We start from the raw sequence: 15,915 nt of genomic DNA on the forward strand, positions 1-15,915 counted from the left end.
ATTCGTCTGCAGGCGCGCCCGACGGCTTCTCACTCAGGGTCTCTTGCATTAAGCACAACCCACTGGTTCGGGCCGGGGGACATGCATGCGCTTGAAAACAACGACCATCCTGGCGGGCGCGGCCACGCTGGCGGCGGCCGGGCTTCAGGCTCAGTCGGATTGGCGTCCGAGCTACACGCTATACGGTGATCCAGGTCTGATCGAGATGCCGTCGGGTGCCTCGGACCCGGACGGTCAGTTCTCGCTGACCTTCGGCGGGTTCGATCTTCAGCAGCGCGGTACGCTGAGCTTTCAGATCACGGATCGCCTCGGGGGCAGCTTCCGGTATTCACGCCTCGATGAATTCAGCGGCCCCGAAAGCGGCGCAACCTACGATCGCAGCTTCGACGTGCGGTTCCGCTTCCTGGACGAGGGACGCTATACCCCGGCGATGACTGTCGGTCTTCGCGATTTTCTCGGCACGGGGCGCTATTCCGGCGAGTACATCGCGGCGACCAAGACCTTCGGCCCAGACCTCCGCGTGACTGCCGGCCTCGGCTGGGGGCGCCTCGGGACCGAAGGCGGGTTCGACAACCCCCTCGGTGTCATCGACGACCGGTTCGAAGACCGGCCGCGGCAGGACGACGCCTTTTTCGAAGAGGGCGGTACGGTGTCGACGGAAGCCTTCTTTCGCGGGGACGCGGCCGTTTTCGGCGGTATCGAGTACCGCCTGACCGAAGAGCTTACGGGCGTCGTCGAGTACTCCTCCGATGCCTATGCCCGCGAGAGCCAAGCAGGGACCTATGACCCGGAGTCGCCCCTGAACTTCGGGCTGACCTATCAGCCGCGCGAGAATTACATCCTCCAGGCGGCCTATCTGAACGGCAACACCCTGGGCCTTTCTGCGACGTTCACCGTCAATCCGAACGACCGACCCACCTATGGCCGCCGTGACCCGGCCCCCGTGCCGGTGGCAGTCCGCGCGGCCGAGGTTCGCGCTGCGCAAACCTGGGACCGCGGCCGGTTGCCGGAGGCGACCCTGCGCCAGCTTATCGTGGATACGCTCGATACCGAGGGTCAGTCGGTGTCGGCGGTCGAATTGACGGACCGGCAGGTTCGGATCCGATACACGAACACGAAGTACCGGACCGAGGCGCAGGCTATGGGACGGATCACCCGGATCCTCACCCAGGCTTTGCCCCCGTCCATCGAACTCATCACGCTGGAGCCGGTTCGGGCGGGCATTCCGACGAGTAGCGCGACCTTCCGCCGTTCGGACATCGAGGAACTCGAGAACACAGTCGGCGCGAGCCAGCGGCTCTTCGAGCGGACGCAGTTCTCCGATGCCGCGAACACCGATGCGGGTCTCGTCGATGTGCAGAATGACCGTCCGCGCTTCGACTACGGGATCGGTCCATACATCACGCCGCGATACTTCGACCCTGACCAGCCGATCTCCGCGAGCATCGGCCTGCAGTTCTCGGCGGATTACTACATTCAGCCGAACCTCGTGGTGAGCGGTCTGGTCCGCCAGGAGGTCGTCGGTCCGGAAGACGAGGCCAGCTCCGGTTCGGCCCTCCCCCCGGTGCGAACGAATGCCGACCTTTATGGCCGCGACCGCAACCCGACCATCAACCGACTCCAGGTCGCGCACTACGGGCGACCCGCCGAGAACCTCTACAGCCGCGTCACGGTGGGTTACCTCGAACGCATGTTCGGCGGCCTGTCGAGCGAGCTCCTCTGGAAGCCCGTCGACAGCCGTCTGGCCCTGGGCGCGGAGGTCAATTACGCTCGGCAAAGGGACTTCGACGTTCTCTTCGACTTCCAGGACTACGACGTCTGGACCGGTCACGCGTCGGCCTACTACGATCTCGGCAACGGCTTTCATGCCCAGCTCGACGCTGGGCGCTACCTGGCAGGCGACTGGGGCGCGACGATCTCGCTCGACCGCGAATTCGCGAACGGGTGGAAAGTCGGCGCCTTTGTGACACGCACGGACGTGAGCTACGAGGACTTCGGGGAAGGGTCCTTCGACAAGGGCCTGCGCATCACCATCCCGACCGACTGGACCATCGGAACGGCGACGCGCCAAGAGTACAGCTCAACTCTGCGCTCGCTCCAGCGCGATGGCGGGGCGCGGCTCTCGGTGGACGGGCGCCTGTACGACGTCATCAGAGACAGCCACCCGTCGGAAATGCAGGAGACTTGGGGGAGGTTCTGGAGATGAGCCGGAGAATGAGGATACTTGCTCCGCTTATTGGCGCACTCACGCTCTCCGCCTGCGGATCCGGAAACGAGGAGAATCTCTCGGTAATCCGGTCGCTGAGAGATGCCATTTTCAATCAGGGCGAATCCGGCGCTGCGGCGCGGCCGCAATTCAGCCGACAGGCGATCGAGGAATCAGGCCAGGATTTCATCCTTGCAGGAGTGCCTTCCCGGGGGGCATTGGCGCTGCTTCAACAGGCAGGGACCAATCGAGGTGCCGAAACCTGGGTCGCAGAAGACGGGGTCTCGGCGACTTACCGCAACGGCATCCTGATCGCGACTAAGGGCCTCGGGCCGGACCTCATGGCGGCCGATGTCTCGGGAACTGTTGCCGCGCTGCGACAGGGCGGCGGCACCGCCGTTCGCACCCACGAGTACCTTGACGGCAATGATCAGATCATCCGCTACCGCTACGAATGTGCCGTCCAGAGCGCGGGATCCGAGCGTATCACCATCTACGAGCGCTCCTATGATACAGTGAAATATGAGGAAAGCTGCGAATCAGGTTTGCAGCGTTTCACCAACACCTTTTGGGTGGGTCAGGACGGTGTGGTGTGGAAGTCACGACAGCTGATTTCCCCGCCGGTTGGTTACCTTGACAGTGAAAGACTGTAGGGCGAAGAAGCAGTTATGGCTTGAGGCTCTGCTCGCCGGATGCTAACCAAGCTGTGGTCTAACTATGCACCTGCTGGAGTAAAACATATGCGCCTTTGCACCATTACCGCTGCGGCCCTCATCGCCGTGTCCGGTTCTGCCTTTGCTGGCGGCTTCGACGACGAGATCGTCGTTGTTCCCCCGCCGGCCCCCGTTGAGCCCGCTCCGACCGGCTCGCTGGGTTCCCTCGGTTCCCTCGGCGGCGGCGCCGCCGGCGTCCTTCTGCCCCTCGGCCTGATCGCCGCTGTGGCTGCCGCGTCGGAAGACGACGACGAGGACGACGAGACCCCGGACTCCGAATAATCTCGGTTAGTTCTTCTCGGCAGTTTGCCGAACGGGGAAGGCGGGCCAGACGGCCCGCCTTTTTCGTTTTCGGGTGTCGCGTTGCGCGCCTGCGGTTCAGCGTCCCTGCGAGGCCAACATTGCCAACCGGACGAGGGCCCGCTCCATCAGGGCAGCCTGGGGCGCCGTGGAGGCAGAGCGGAGCTGCAGGTCGGTATCGGTTAGGATCGTCAGCGCGGCCTCGAGCTTCACCACTCCGAGGCCCTGCGCCTGTCGAACGATCTTGTCTCTGCGGGGCCCGAAGACCGGCGGTCGCAGTTTCGCGACGCCGGAGCCGGGCCCGCCGGGGTCCGAGGCCGCCTGGTGCAGCCTCCGGTAGTGACGCACGGCCCCGATACAAAGAGTGACCGGCTGAACGCCCTGCGCGGAGAGCCGCCGCAGGACCGGTCCGATCTCTTCGCGTCGCCCCGAGGCCACCGTATCGAGCAATTCGTCGAGCTCCGCCTCGGGGGCTTGCGGTGCGACGAGTGCGACCTCCTCGGCACTCGCCTCCGTCTCATCTCCATGCTTGTAGAGCGCGAGCTTCTCGAGGGTCTGTCTGAAGTCACCTGGCGGCAGCTCGCGGCCGAGCGCGCCGAGCGCCTCCTCCGCGTCCTTGCTGAGACGGGTCAGCCCCGCCTCGGCGAGCATCCTGGCGACTTCCTCGCGATCCGGCGGATCGTCGTAGATGCCGACCGCATAGGCTCCGGGATGCCCCTCGAACAGCTTGCGCAGCGCCCCGCGCGGAGTGAGTTGCCCGCCGGTCACGACGATCACAGCGTCCCCCTCACGCCAGTCCTCAAGCGCGGCTGAGAGCGCCGGAGCGGCGCCGTCGCCGGCATCCTCCACGAAGACCGCCCTCTGGCCCGGAAAGAAGCCCTGGGCCTTCACGGCGTCGATGAGGGCCGCCGGGTCCTTTCTCAGGTCACTGGCGGGGAGGCGGGTCAGGCGCATCTCCGCCTCGCCCTCGGGCCCGGTCAGGGCCGCGAGGACCTCCTGCCGCCGGGCCGCGACGCGCATGGTGTCGGGCCCGTGGATCAGGATGCCGGGCCGTTTCGGATCGGGATTGCGGAAATATCCCGGGGCCTCTCTCGGAGAGAGTTTCATGTCAGCGCAGCCGCGAGCCGGTCGAGGATGCGGTCGGCAAGCACGACGGCCAGGCGCTGGCGGGCGTCCTCGGCGGCGGCGAAGGTCGAGACCGAGGTTCCGGTCGCCGAGTAGCTCGTGAAGCCATCGACCGTGCCGCTCGCAACCCCGATGCCCGTGGCGACGTCGGTCAGCCGATAGGTCGCCGCGCCGGGCAGGTTGTAGCGGGTCGTCTCCTGCTCTGAGGTCACGCCCACCGCCGCGTCGCGGATATCGAGATCCACGGAAAGCAGGTAGGTCGGCGCCTCGGAGGGCCCCAGCCGGTCGATCAGCCGGAGCCGTAGGCGGTAGCCCGCCTCCGTCGCAGGGGCTTCGACCGCCGTCGTTCCGAGAAGGGGCGCGGCCGCGCCTCCGGGGCCGTAGACGGGTGAAAACCCGCAGCCGGCCAGGAGCGTCAGGCCGCCCAACAGGACGGCCCGACGGGGGAGGCGGTCAGAGGACCACATTCACGATCCGTCCGGGGACGACGATCACCTTCTTCGGTGCGCCGCCTTCGAGTGCCCGCTGAACGGCCTCGTCAGCGAGCGCGACCTTCTCGACCTCGTCCTTCGGCATGTCCTTGGCGACCGTGATCTCCGAGCGCCGCTTGCCGTTCACCTGGATCGGCAGGGTCACGCTGTCCTCGACGAGCATCGCCTCGTCCGCCTTGGGCCAGGTGGCTTCTGCGACGAGGCCCTCACCGCCGAGCATGTGCCAGACGTCCTCGGCCAGGTGCGGCGTCATCGGGGCCATGAGCTGGGCGAGTGTCTTGGCAGCCTCGGTCTTGGCGGCGCGACCGGCCGCGGATTTCTGCAGGGTGCCTGTAAAGGCATAGAGGCGCGCGATGGCGGCGTTGAAGCCGAAGCTCTCGATCCCCTGTTTCACGTCAAAGATGCACTTGTGCATGGCCTTCAGCAGCGCCTCGTCGGCACCGGCCTCGCCCTGCTCTGGGGCACCGGCGATTTCCGTCGCGATCCGGTGGACCCGGGACAGATGCCGATGCGCGGCCTCTGCGCCGGCGGCGGTCCATTCCACGTCGCGCTCCGGCGGACTGTCGGAGAGGACGAACCAGCGGGCCGTGTCGGCGCCGTAGGTGCGCACGATGTCCTGCGGGTCGACGACGTTGTTCTTGGACTTCGACATCTTGGCAGAGGGAATGATCTCGGCCTCCGTCCCATCCTTGAGGAAGGCCTTGCCGTCACGCAGCACCACGTCCTCGGGGTAATGGTAGACCGGGCGGCCCTCCGGGCTCTTGGTCTGGTAGATCGCGTGGGTGACCATGCCCTGGGTGAAGAGCGCGTCGAAGGGCTCGATCGCGGTCTGGGGCAGGTGGCCGGTGATGTGCATCGCCCGGGCGAAGAAGCGGGAGTAGAGCAGGTGCAGGATCGCGTGCTCGATACCGCCGATGTACTGGTCGACGTTCATCCAGTAAGAGGCATCCTCCATGCTGGTCGGCGTCTCGGCGCGCGGCGCGGTGAAGCGGGCGAAGTACCACGAGCTGTCGACGAAGGTATCCATCGTGTCCGTCTCGCGCTGCGCCGGGGCGCCGCACTGCGGGCAGGGCACGTCGCGCCAGGTCGGGTGGCGGTCGAGGGGGTTGCCAGGCACGTCGAAGCTCACGTCGTCCGGAAGCCGGACCGGCAGGTTCTCCTTCTTCTCGGGAACGGTCCCGCAGGCCTCGCAGTGGACGACCGGGATCGGGCAGCCCCAGTAGCGTTGCCGGGAGAGTCCCCAGTCGCGCAGCCGGTACTTGGTGACGCCCTGGCCGACGCCGTGGGACTCGCAGAAATCGACGGCTCGCTCGACGCCCTCCTCGCCCGTCCAAATTTGGACGCCTTCCAAGCCATTGATATATTTGACCTGTTCGGATTTGGGCGGGACGTAGGCGGGGCCGCCCTCCTCGGGCGGGGTGAACTCGGTCGCCTCCACCGGCTCGAACGTCGAGCGGACGGGCAGCTCGTACTTGCGGGCGAAGTCCAGGTCGCGCTGGTCGTGGGCCGGGCAGCCGAAGATCGCGCCGGTGCCGTAGTCCATCAGGATGAAGTTGGCGATGTAGACCGGCAGCTCCCAGGCGGTGTCGAAGGGATGCCGCACGGTGATGCCGGTGTCGAAGCCGAGCTTCTCGGCCTTCTCGAGCGCCTCCTCCGTCGTGCCGCCGCGCCGGGCCTCGGCGCAAAAGGCGGCGACTTTGGGATCGTGCCGCTCGAGCTGCCGGGCGAGGGGATGATCGGGGGAGATCCCCACAAAGCTCGCGCCCATCAGTGTGTCGGGCCGGGTCGTATAGACCTCGATCCGGTCAAAGCCCTCGGGGGCATCGACGGTGGAAAACGCGAACTGGAGGCCGCGCGAGCGACCGATCCAGTTGGCCTGCATCAGCTTCACCTTCGCCGGCCAGTCGTCGAGGCCGTCGATGGCCTCCAGCAGCTCGCCCGCGAAGTCGGAGATCTTGAAGAACCACTGGGTGAGCTCGCGCCGCTCGACCTCGGCGCCGGAGCGCCAGCCCTTGGCCTCGATCACCTGCTCGTTGGCGAGTACGGTCATGTCGACCGGGTCCCAGTTCACCACGGCGTTCTTGCGGTAGACGAGACCGGCCTTCAGGAAGTCGAGGAAGAGCGCCTGCTGCTGGCCGTAGTACTCCGGGTCGCAGGTGGCGAACATCCGGGACCAGTCGAGGCCGAATCCCAGCGGCTTCATCTGCGCGACCATCGTGTCGATGTTGGCGTAGGTCCAATCCTTGGGGTGCCCGCCGGAAGCCATCGCGGCGTTCTCGGCCGGCATCCCGAAGGCGTCGAAGCCCATGGGGTGAAGGACATTGTGGCCGGTGCTGAGCTTGTAGCGAGCGATGACGTCGCCCATCGTGTAGTTGCGCACGTGGCCGATGTGGATGCGCCCGGACGGGTAGGGGAACATCTCGAGGACGTAGTACTTCGGCTTGTCCTCGGACCGGACGGCGCGGAAGGTCTCGGCCTCGTCCCAGGCGGCCTGCCACTTGGGCTCGATCAGGGCGGGGTCGTAGCGCGACATTGGCGGTCCTCGGCTGGTGTCTCGGAGGCCCTGTTAGCCCGGGCCGCGCGGAGTTTCCAGACCGCCGGAGAAGGCCTCAGAGGCGACCGTCGCGGATCCGGATTTCCCGGGCGCGGGCGAGGATCGCATCCTCGACGGCGCGGGTCGTTTCCTGCGCCACCGGCCCAGAGCGGGTGGCGATGGCGACGTTGAGGGCCCGGGCATCGAGCGCGGGATCGGAGACGTAGACGGTGGCCCGGTAGGCGCGGCTGCTGCCGGGCGGCGTGCCGTAGCCCATCACGATCACGCCGGTGAAGGGGTCGACGGACTCGATGGGCAGGAAGCTCAGGACATCGAGGGACGCCTGCCAGAGGTAGCGGTTGACCGCGACCTGCTCGGCGCCGCGGGTCCGGGTCGCCTGCCGCGTGGCGGGGGCCGCCGTGCCGGGAGCCGAACCCAGCGAGGGTCCGGACCCAATGGAGCCGAGGGAGCCGCAGCCCGAAACCGCTAGCAGGGCGGCAAGGATGGTGCCGTGGCCAAGAACCGCTTTTGCCCGCACGTCAGTCCCTCTCCTCGTCCCGGTTGCGAATTTGTGTATCCGCTTGACCGTGGCCGGACAAGTCTCGCGAAAGCCTTGTCCCCAAAAGGAAAGAGCGGCCCCGAAGGACCGCTCTGACCTGTTGCAGTTCCGTGTCGACTTAGAAGTCGAAGGAGAACTCGACGGTGGTGCCCTGCTGGTACTCGGGGGCGCCGATCTCGTCCTCTTCGGACTCGTCGTCGTCAACCGCGTAGGACACGGTCATGCTGGCCGCGTCGGAGAGGCCCAGGGTGCCGCCGACGTAGTAGTCGAGCTCGTCGGTGTTGTCCTCGCCGCCGTGCACACCGGTGAAGACGGTGAGGTTGTTGCCGGCATCGTAGGAGGCGTCGACGGAGTACTCTTCGTCGGTGCCGTCCTCGTTGTCGCTGTAGGAAGCGTCAACCGTGACGGGGCCGTTGGCGTAGCCGACCATCAGCTCGTAGGTGTCGAGGCTGTCGGGGTTGAAGCCGTACTCGAAGCCGAGGACAACCGGGCCGACCGGGTAGGAGACGCCCACACCGGTGGAGGTGGTGTCCTGGGTCTCGTTGGAGGCGTAGGCCAGCGAGATGTCGGCACCGGCAACGGAGGTGCTGCCGAAGATCGCGAAGATCTCGTCGGTGTTGAAGTCGCCGTTCGTGTCAACCGGATCGTAGACGTCGGTGCCTTCACCGGCTTCACCGTTGTCGGCAACGCCATCACCAACCAGCGGGCCGTTCGCGTCCGACTCTTCTTGGTAGGCAAAGCCGACCGTGAAGTTACCGAACTCGCCGTTGGCACCGAGCGACAGCTGGTCGACATCGCCATCGACATTGGCGTCGTCACCGACGTGGTCGCCGTCAGCGTCCGCGATCACGTAGGACATGCCGAGCGTGAAGCCGCCGAACATGGCTTCGCCGCGCAGGACGGTCTCGCCGTCGGCTTCGGAGAAGCCGTCGGAGTCGAGGTCGCCGACGCCTTCGTAGTAGGTCTCGGCGGCGAAGGCGGTGTCGCCGTAGAACAGCGAGGCCATCTCGGAGGTCATCGAGAGGACGTAGGAGCCGGACTCGAGGTCGAGGCCCAGGTTGTCGTCAGCGATGTCGAACTCGGAGGAGAAGCCGACGGTCAGGCCGTTGTCGAGGTCCTGGGTGGCGGCGATGGTGATCGTCGCATCCCAGTAGAAGCCGTCGTGATCGTCCACAGCGTTGGAGGCGGGGGTGCCTTCGTCGCCATCGTCGTCGTCGTTAAAGCCGAGCGTGGCGGAACCGCCAAACGTCACTTCGGCCTGCGCAGCGCCGGCGATCGCGAAAGCGACGATCGAGGCGGAAGCGAGGAGGATGCTTTTCATGATATTCCCTCGTGTTTGCATTCCCGAGAATGCCAGTTGCACCAGCATTGAAAGTGTCTTTGCTCGGAAGCCCTTGCACACTCAAGACCGGAGGGTTCGCGGCTTGGACAGTGCCCCGGAAATGATGCACTAACGCCACACAGTTGTGGCCGGCCCCGAGGGCTCGCGCGGCGCTCCGGAGTGCCGCCGCGAGACGTGTGGCAAGGGTCGAAGAGGAATATGGTGCGGCGACAGGAGGTTGGCATGTCCCTCGAGGATATTCGAAAGCGCGTGGAGGCCGCGGAGGTCAGCGCGGGCCGGGAGGCCGGATCCGTGCGTCTGATCGCGGTTTCCAAGCTGCAGCCGCCCGAACGCGTCGAGGCGATTCTCCACGAGGGCCATCGCCTGTTCGGAGAGAACCGGGTGCAGGAGGCGCAGGGAAAATGGCCGGCCTGGCAGGAGCGGTTCGAGGGTGTCGAACTGCATCTGCTCGGGCCGCTGCAGTCGAACAAGGCCCGCGGCGCGATGGAGCTTTTCGACGCGATTCACTCGGTCGACAGGCCGAAGATCGCACGGACCATCGCCCGGCTCGCCCAGGAAATGGGCCGGTGTCCGGAGCTCTTCCTGCAGATCAACACGGGTGAAGAGCCGCAGAAGGCAGGAGTGCTACCCGCCGAGGCGGATGGGTTCGTCGAGGAGTGCCGGTCGCTCGACCTGCCGGTCGCCGGGCTCATGTGCATTCCGCCGGTTGAGGAGGAGCCCGCTCTGCATTTCGCACTTCTGGCGAAGATCGCGGATCGGAACGGGCTCGATGGGCTCTCGATGGGCATGAGCGGGGACTTCGAGAGGGCCATCGCCCAAGGTGCGACTCACGTCCGCGTCGGTTCGGCCATCTTCGGCGAGCGGCCGAAGGCCGAAGCCTAGGGCACGATCAGGCGGTCGCCGGGCCGGAGGCCGCGCGCGAGCCAGAGGAGATTCGGCCTCGAGAGGGCGACGCAGCCGGCGGTGGGGTGCCGCGGCTTGCGCCAGGTGTGCAGGAAGATGGCCGATCCGCGGCCGCGTTCGGCGCGGGGCCAGTTCCAGTCGGTCAGCAGAATCAGATCGTACAGCGGATCGGGGCGCCGCAGGGCTTCGTGGCTGGCGTCATAGGGGGCGCGGACAAGAAGGTTGTAGTCCTCGTCCGCCGGGTCGTCCGACCAGAGGTCCCCGGGCCGGATCGGTACGGCCCAGTCGGTCGGCCTCGCCAGCCGGTCGGGGCGATAGAGGAGGCCGACGATACCGTGCGTCCCGCGTGGGGTGGCCCCGTCGCCCTCCCGCTTGTCACCGGTCATTCCGCCGCGCCCGATGGCGCAGGGCAGCGTGCGCCCGCGCACCCGGAGCCCGCGCGGCGTCAGGACCATGTCGCCGGGCTGCATCAGGCGGCCGCCTGCGTCCCGAGCTCCGACAGCGCTTCCGACGCGATCTCGAAACTGCGCAGCCGCGCGGCGTGATCGTGAATCTGGCCAGTTAGGATCAGTTCGTCCGGTTCGGTCGCCTCGATGATGCGCGCGAACTGGTCACGGATCGTCGACTTGGTGCCCGTCACCGAAACGCGCAGCGCCTGGTCGACACCCTGGCGGATGCCCGCGCCGATCTCGGCGTCAATGTCGTCCACCGGGGCGGGAAGCTTGCCCGGTCTGCCGGTCCGCAGGCGTGCGAAGGCGAGCTGCATGGTGGTGCGAAGACGCATGGCCTCTTCGTCGGTCTCCGCGGCGAAGGCGTTGACCGCGACCATGGCGTAGGGCCGTTCGAGCTGCGCCGAGGGCCGGAAGTCCCGCCGGTAGATCGCCAGCGCATCCATCAGGGCGTCCGGGGCGAAGTGCGAGGCGAAGGCATAGGGAAGGCCGAGATGCGCCGCCAGCTGGGCTCCGAAGAGCGACGAGCCGAGGATCCAGATCGGCACGTTCGTCCCTTCGCCGGGATGCGCGCGCACGGCCGCCTGGGGCTGCGCGGGGCCGAGGTAGGACTGCAGCTCCATGACTGATTCGGGAAAGCGCTCGGCGGCCTCACGCGTGACGCGCAGGGCCCGCGCCACGGCCATGTCGCCGCCCGGAGCGCGTCCGAGCCCGAGGTCGATGCGTCCGGGATGAATCGTCGCCAGCGTACCGAACTGCTCCGCGATGGTGAGCGGCGAATGGTTCGGCAGCATGATACCGCCCGCGCCGACCCGAATGGTCGAGGTTGCGTCGGCGACGTGGCCGATCAGCACCGAGGTCGCGGCGGAGGCGATGCCCGGCATGTTGTGATGCTCGGCGAGCCAGAAACGGTGGTAGCCCAGTCGCTCGGCGTGCCGGGCGAGATCGACAGTATTGGCGATCGCCGTCGCGGTGTCCTGCCCCTCGGGGACGGGCGCGAGGTCGAGAATGGAATGGCGCATGACGGCTCCTTTCGTCCCCTCGAACCTAGGGGTGCGGGTCCGACCGTTCCAGACCGCTCGGTTCAGTTTCAGAGAAGGTGACCCGACTTCGCCGCCTTGGTCTGGAGGTAGTGATGGTTGAACCGGCTTTCGCCGACCTTCAGCGGAACGCGCTCGGTCACCTCGATCCCCTCGCCGCGAAGGCGCTCGACCTTGGCCGGGTTGTTGGTCATCAGCCGCACGGAGCCGAAGCCCATCCGCCGCAGGATCTCGGCGCCGATGCGGAAATCCCTCTCGTCGTCCTCGAAGCCCAACCGGTGGTTGGCCTCCACGGTATCGAAGCCCTGGTCCTGCAGCGAGTAGGCCCGCATCTTGTTCGCCAGGCCGATGCCGCGTCCCTCCTGGTTGAGGTAGAGGAGCACGCCTTCGCCCTCTGCGCCCATCTGCGCGAGGGCGGCGCGCAGCTGGGGGCCGCAGTCGCACTTGAGCGACCCGAGCAGGTCACCCGTAAAGCAGGCGGAATGCAGGCGGCAGAGCACGGACTTCGACCGGTCGGCATCGCCGATCTCGATGGCGTAGTGCTCCTCCGCGCCGTCGTCGGGCCGGAAGATGTGCAGCCGCGATCTCTCGGCCAATTCCAGCGGAACGCGGGCCGAGACAAGCCGGTGAAGGGGTGAGACGCCGAGCGGCACGACGTCGCCGGCCTGCAGAAGCGTCAGGCCCTCGGCGCGGGCGAGCGCCTCTCCGTCCTCGATCGGGACGACGAGCGCCGCGGGCAGGAGGCGCGCCGCCTTGGTGAGCGAGATCCCAGCGCGGTGAAGGTGGGCCGGTCCCTCGCGTTCGGTCAGCAGAGGGCCCTTCATCGGCGCGGCGAGGTCGCCTGCGGGATCCGCCACGGCCGCGACCCATCGGGGATCGGCATCCGACGGGAGCACCACCCGCGCCACGTCGCCGTCGTAGGCCCGTGCCTTGAGGGTCGCCGCGCGCCGCCCTGTCACGGCCAGCACGGGGGTGCCCAGCGCCTTGGCGGCGGCGAGGCGGTCGGGCGTCAGCGTCTCAGCCGCCATCACGAGCGCCGCGCCGTCGTCGGCCGCGAGGACGACCGGCACGCCCATGCGCAGGTCGCCCCGTGCCCGGGCCAGGAGTTCCGTCTTGTCCGGCGCGAATCCCATGCCGCCCCCTCGTTTTGCCTTCGCGAGATAGCCCGAAGCGCCCGGGTATGAAACATTTGCGATTGTCACCACACGTCCGCGTGAACCCCGCGTCAGATCCCTTGTCCGTGACGTGTCTGCCTCACATCTCACGCGCCAGTGATAAGGAGGAAGCCTTATGGGACAACTCAGGAAGATCCTGCTCGTCGACGATGACGAGGACCTCCGCGAGGCGTTGAGCGAGCAGTTGGTTATGACCGAGGACTTCGACGTCTTCGAGGCGTCGACCGGGGCCGAGGCGATGCAGAAGGCCAAGGAGCAGCACCACGACCTGGTGATCCTCGACGTGGGTCTGCCCGACACAGACGGGCGGGAACTGTGCCGGCTGATGCGCAAGCAGGGGGTCAAGGCTCCCGTCCTGATGCTGACCGGCCACGACACCGACAGCGACCAGATCCTCGGGCTCGACGCGGGCGCGAACGACTACGTGACCAAGCCCTTCAAGTTTCCGGTGCTGCTGGCCCGCATCCGCGCCCAGCTGCGGACCCACGAGCAGTCCGAGGACGCGGTGTTTCAGCTCGGCCCGTATTCCTTTCGGCCTGCGCAGAAGCTTCTGCTGACCGAGGAAGAGAAGAAGATCCGTCTCACCGAGAAAGAGACGAACATCCTCAAGTTCCTCTACCGCTCGACCGAGGGCGTGGTCCCGCGCGATGTGCTGCTGCACGAGGTCTGGGGCTACAACGCTGGCGTCACGACTCACACGCTCGAGACGCACATCTACCGGCTCCGCCAGAAGATCGAGCCCGATCCCTCGAACGCTCGGCTCCTGGTGACCGAGAGCGGCGGATACCGGCTCGTCGCCTGACGGGCGAACAATCTCGGGAACCGGCGGCAGGTCCGGCGGTTACCCCACCGAAGCCCCTGACGGCGGGGTCAAGTCGTCACCTAATTTACCTCCCTGTTGGACTAACCGCCCGGGCCTCGGCCTGGGCGTTTTCTTTTCCGGCTCCGCGTGAGACCACCTGCGCGGGGCCGCTCAGGAAGGGACGAGGCATGGCAGATTGCGGATGCAGGGATCCCGAGGCGGAGACGGCGGGCCAGCGCCGTGTTCTCTGGATCGCTCTGAACCTGAACGCCGTGATGTTCGCCGGCGAAGGCACCGCCGGCCTCATTGCCCATTCCGCGGGACTGATTGCTGACGGGCTGGACATGCTGGGGGATGCCTCGGCCTACGCCATCGCCCTGGCCGCGGTTGGGCGCGGGGCGCTCTTCAAGGCGCGGGCGGCCACGACCAGCGGTGTTGTTCTGCTCTGCCTCGGGCTGGGGCTTCTGTTCGACGTGGTGCGGCGGCTGATCTCGGGCGAGCCGCCCGAGGGCCTCGTGATGATCGCCGTGTCGGTCGTCGCGCTTGCGGTCAACGCGACTGTGCTCCGGCTCCTCGGTCAGTACCGCGACTCAGGCGTGCACCTGCGCGCGACCTGGATCTTCACGCGGGTCGACGTGGTCGCCAATCTCGCCGTGATCCTCTCGGGTATCCTCGTTCTCGCCAGCGGGCTGCGACATGCCGATCTCGTCGTCGGTGGGGGCATCGGCCTCTACGTCGTCAAGGAAGCCCTGGAGATCCTCCGGGAGGCGAGAGATGGCCGCCGGGTGGCGGAGGGCTAGGCGCTCCGGGCGTCACAGCTTCATCAGCGCGACGCCGCAGGCGATCAGCCCGATCGAGACCCAGCGCCACGGGCTCACGCGTTCGCCGAGCAGGAGGACTGCGATGAGAACGGCGAAGAGGATGCTGGATTCCCGCAGGGCCGCGACGAGTGCGATGGGCGCCTGGGTGAAGGCCCAGACCGCGATCCAGTATGAGCCGAGGGACATGGCGCCTGCGGCCGTTCCGCTCTTCCATGCCGAACCGAGCGAGCGGAAGGCCGAGCCACCGCGCAGGGCGACCGCATAGCCGCACATGAGCACGGCGTCGCCCACGACCATAGGCAGGATGAACCCCGACGCGGTGTCCGCCACCTTGGCCCCTACGCCGTCGACGAGCGTGTAGCCCGCGGTGAAACCGGCCGTTCCAAGGGCATAGGCGAGTCCCTTGCCCCGGAGCGGCGTCGCGCCGCCGCCCTTCACCGCCATCAGGATCAACCCGGCCGAGATCGCGCCGACTGAGGCGATCGCCGCGGTTTCGAACCGGGCGCCGAGAACCGTGGCGGACACCAGGAGCACGATGACCGGCGCGGTGCCCCGGGCCACGGGGTAGGCCTGACTGAGATCAGCGTGGGCGTAGGCCTGTGCTAGGAAGATCTTGTAGCCCGCGTGCAGCGCCGCCGCCCCCGCGATCCAGGGCCAGGCTTCTGGCGATGGGGCGGGTACGAAGGGGATCAGGGGGAGGGCGATCGCCGCTTGGACAAGCGCCAGAAGCAGCATCGTCGACAGCCGGTCCAGCCCGACCTTGACCAGGGTGTTCCAGCCCGCGTGGAGGAGGGCGGCCAGCAGGACGGCCGCGAAGACGTGGTTCTCCATGCGTCCGCTCTGGATGGTTCCCCGTGATCCGCCCTTCCTACAACCCCCGGGCGGGAGCCGCGAGGGGCGAGCGGCGGCCGTGGCGCAGGTAGAGGTCCACGAGCACGCCATCCTCTTTCCAGCTCTCGGCGACATGAAAGCCGCAGTCCCTCAGGATCCGCCCGGAAATCGCGTTGGCCCGGTCGACGGTGGCACGGACGGGATCCAGCCCCCGGGCCTCGGCGAAGTCGGCCAGCGCGGCGGCAAGTTCGCGTCCGTAGCCCTGTCCCCAGTACGCCCGGTCGAGCCCGTAGATGATCTCCTGCGGTTGCCCGGGGGGCCGGGCGATGCCGGCCCAGCCGAGGACGGTCTCCCCGGGCGGGCGGACGACAGCGCCCGTGCCGTAGCCGTGTTCCCTGAGGTTCGCCCTCGACGTCTCAACCCAATTCCGGGCCTGCGCCAGAGAGAGCGAGGAGCCGTCGCCGACGAACCGCGCGACCTGCGGATCGGAGAATATCTCCACCAGGCGGGCGGCGTCCGCGTCGCGGAAGGGCCGAACCGCGAGCCGAGCGGTCCGGAGACTATCGTCCAGTATCATGCGTCTCTCCCTCCGCGCGTTGCCTGAAACCGTGCACGGACGGGCATG

General features: G+C 67.4%; 16 protein-coding genes. 6 read left to right on the forward strand and 10 right to left on the reverse strand.

Annotated elements, in window-relative coordinates:
* Positions 1-85 precede the first annotated feature (85 nt).
* The 3 genes from F3S47_RS15620 to F3S47_RS15630 all read left to right on the forward strand — a co-directional run bounded on the left by F3S47_RS15620 (position 86) and on the right by F3S47_RS15630 (position 3,201).
* Positions 86-2,206 (forward strand): YjbH domain-containing protein, encoded by a 2,121-nt coding sequence (locus tag F3S47_RS15620; protein ID WP_150446235.1) that lies wholly within the window; start codon positions 86-88, stop codon positions 2,204-2,206.
* Between the two features lie 8 nt (positions 2,207-2,214).
* A complete protein-coding gene (locus F3S47_RS15625; RefSeq protein ID WP_191090215.1) occupies positions 2,215-2,859 on the forward strand; it encodes a YjbF family lipoprotein in 645 nt (214 codons plus the stop codon).
* Positions 2,860-2,946: 87 nt separating this feature from the next.
* Positions 2,947-3,201: a hypothetical protein gene (locus tag F3S47_RS15630; RefSeq protein WP_150446237.1), complete on the forward strand. Its 255-nt coding sequence runs from the start codon at positions 2,947-2,949 to the stop codon at positions 3,199-3,201.
* Between the two features lie 96 nt (positions 3,202-3,297).
* Here the strand turns inward: F3S47_RS15630 and holA are convergent, their stop codons facing one another.
* From holA to F3S47_RS15655, 5 genes are all read right to left on the reverse strand, one after another.
* On the reverse strand, positions 3,298-4,326 hold the full coding sequence (gene holA, locus F3S47_RS15635; RefSeq protein ID WP_150446238.1) for a DNA polymerase III subunit delta: 1,029 nt from the start codon (positions 4,324-4,326) through the stop codon (positions 3,298-3,300).
* Complete coding sequence (gene lptE / locus F3S47_RS15640) at positions 4,323-4,811, reverse strand: LPS assembly lipoprotein LptE (RefSeq protein ID WP_150446239.1); 489 nt, start codon at positions 4,809-4,811, stop codon at positions 4,323-4,325. The genes holA and lptE overlap by 4 nt, the downstream gene beginning before the upstream one ends.
* A complete protein-coding gene (leuS, locus tag F3S47_RS15645) occupies positions 4,798-7,368 on the reverse strand; it encodes a leucine--tRNA ligase (protein WP_150446240.1) in 2,571 nt (856 codons plus the stop codon). Before leuS ends, lptE begins: the two co-directional genes overlap by 14 nt.
* 76 nt (positions 7,369-7,444) lie before the next feature.
* A complete protein-coding gene (locus F3S47_RS15650; RefSeq protein WP_150446241.1) occupies positions 7,445-7,906 on the reverse strand; it encodes a DUF3576 domain-containing protein in 462 nt (153 codons plus the stop codon).
* A 139-nt stretch (positions 7,907-8,045) separates the two neighbouring features.
* A complete protein-coding gene (locus tag F3S47_RS15655; RefSeq protein ID WP_150446242.1) occupies positions 8,046-9,248 on the reverse strand; it encodes a porin in 1,203 nt (400 codons plus the stop codon).
* A 243-nt stretch (positions 9,249-9,491) separates the two neighbouring features.
* Between F3S47_RS15655 and F3S47_RS15660 the strand changes: the two genes are divergently transcribed.
* Positions 9,492-10,151 (forward strand): YggS family pyridoxal phosphate-dependent enzyme, encoded by a 660-nt coding sequence (locus tag F3S47_RS15660; protein WP_150446243.1) that lies wholly within the window; start codon positions 9,492-9,494, stop codon positions 10,149-10,151.
* On the opposite strand, the gene F3S47_RS15665 is transcribed toward F3S47_RS15660, so the two are convergent.
* The 3 genes from F3S47_RS15665 to ribA form a co-directional block, all read right to left on the reverse strand.
* Entirely contained in the window at positions 10,148-10,642 is a 495-nt protein-coding gene (locus F3S47_RS15665) for a L,D-transpeptidase family protein (RefSeq protein ID WP_150446244.1), read from the reverse strand. The genes F3S47_RS15660 and F3S47_RS15665 overlap by 4 nt on opposite strands.
* Entirely contained in the window at positions 10,642-11,643 is a 1,002-nt protein-coding gene (locus F3S47_RS15670; RefSeq protein WP_150446245.1) for an LLM class flavin-dependent oxidoreductase, read from the reverse strand. The genes F3S47_RS15665 and F3S47_RS15670 overlap by 1 nt, the downstream gene beginning before the upstream one ends.
* A gap of 68 nt (positions 11,644-11,711) precedes the next feature.
* A complete protein-coding gene (gene ribA, locus F3S47_RS15675; protein ID WP_150446246.1) occupies positions 11,712-12,794 on the reverse strand; it encodes a GTP cyclohydrolase II in 1,083 nt (360 codons plus the stop codon).
* Positions 12,795-12,951: 157 nt separating this feature from the next.
* Between ribA and F3S47_RS15680 the strand changes: the two genes are divergently transcribed.
* Entirely contained in the window at positions 12,952-13,638 is a 687-nt protein-coding gene (locus F3S47_RS15680; RefSeq protein ID WP_150446247.1) for a response regulator transcription factor, read from the forward strand.
* A 188-nt stretch (positions 13,639-13,826) separates the two neighbouring features.
* Positions 13,827-14,438 (forward strand): cation diffusion facilitator family transporter, encoded by a 612-nt coding sequence (locus tag F3S47_RS15685; protein WP_150446248.1) that lies wholly within the window; start codon positions 13,827-13,829, stop codon positions 14,436-14,438.
* Between the two features lie 12 nt (positions 14,439-14,450).
* Here the strand turns inward: F3S47_RS15685 and F3S47_RS15690 are convergent, their stop codons facing one another.
* Entirely contained in the window at positions 14,451-15,290 is an 840-nt protein-coding gene (locus F3S47_RS15690) for an EamA family transporter (protein ID WP_150446249.1), read from the reverse strand.
* Between the two features lie 37 nt (positions 15,291-15,327).
* The gene (locus F3S47_RS15695; RefSeq protein ID WP_191090216.1) at positions 15,328-15,867 is read right to left on the reverse strand and encodes a GNAT family N-acetyltransferase; all 540 of its coding nucleotides are present in this window, start codon (positions 15,865-15,867) and stop codon (positions 15,328-15,330) included.
* Positions 15,868-15,915: the final 48 nt, after the last annotated feature.

The organism is Histidinibacterium aquaticum (genome assembly GCF_008710275.1).
GTDB classification, from domain to species: Bacteria; Pseudomonadota; Alphaproteobacteria; order Rhodobacterales; family Rhodobacteraceae; genus Oceanicola; species Oceanicola aquaticus.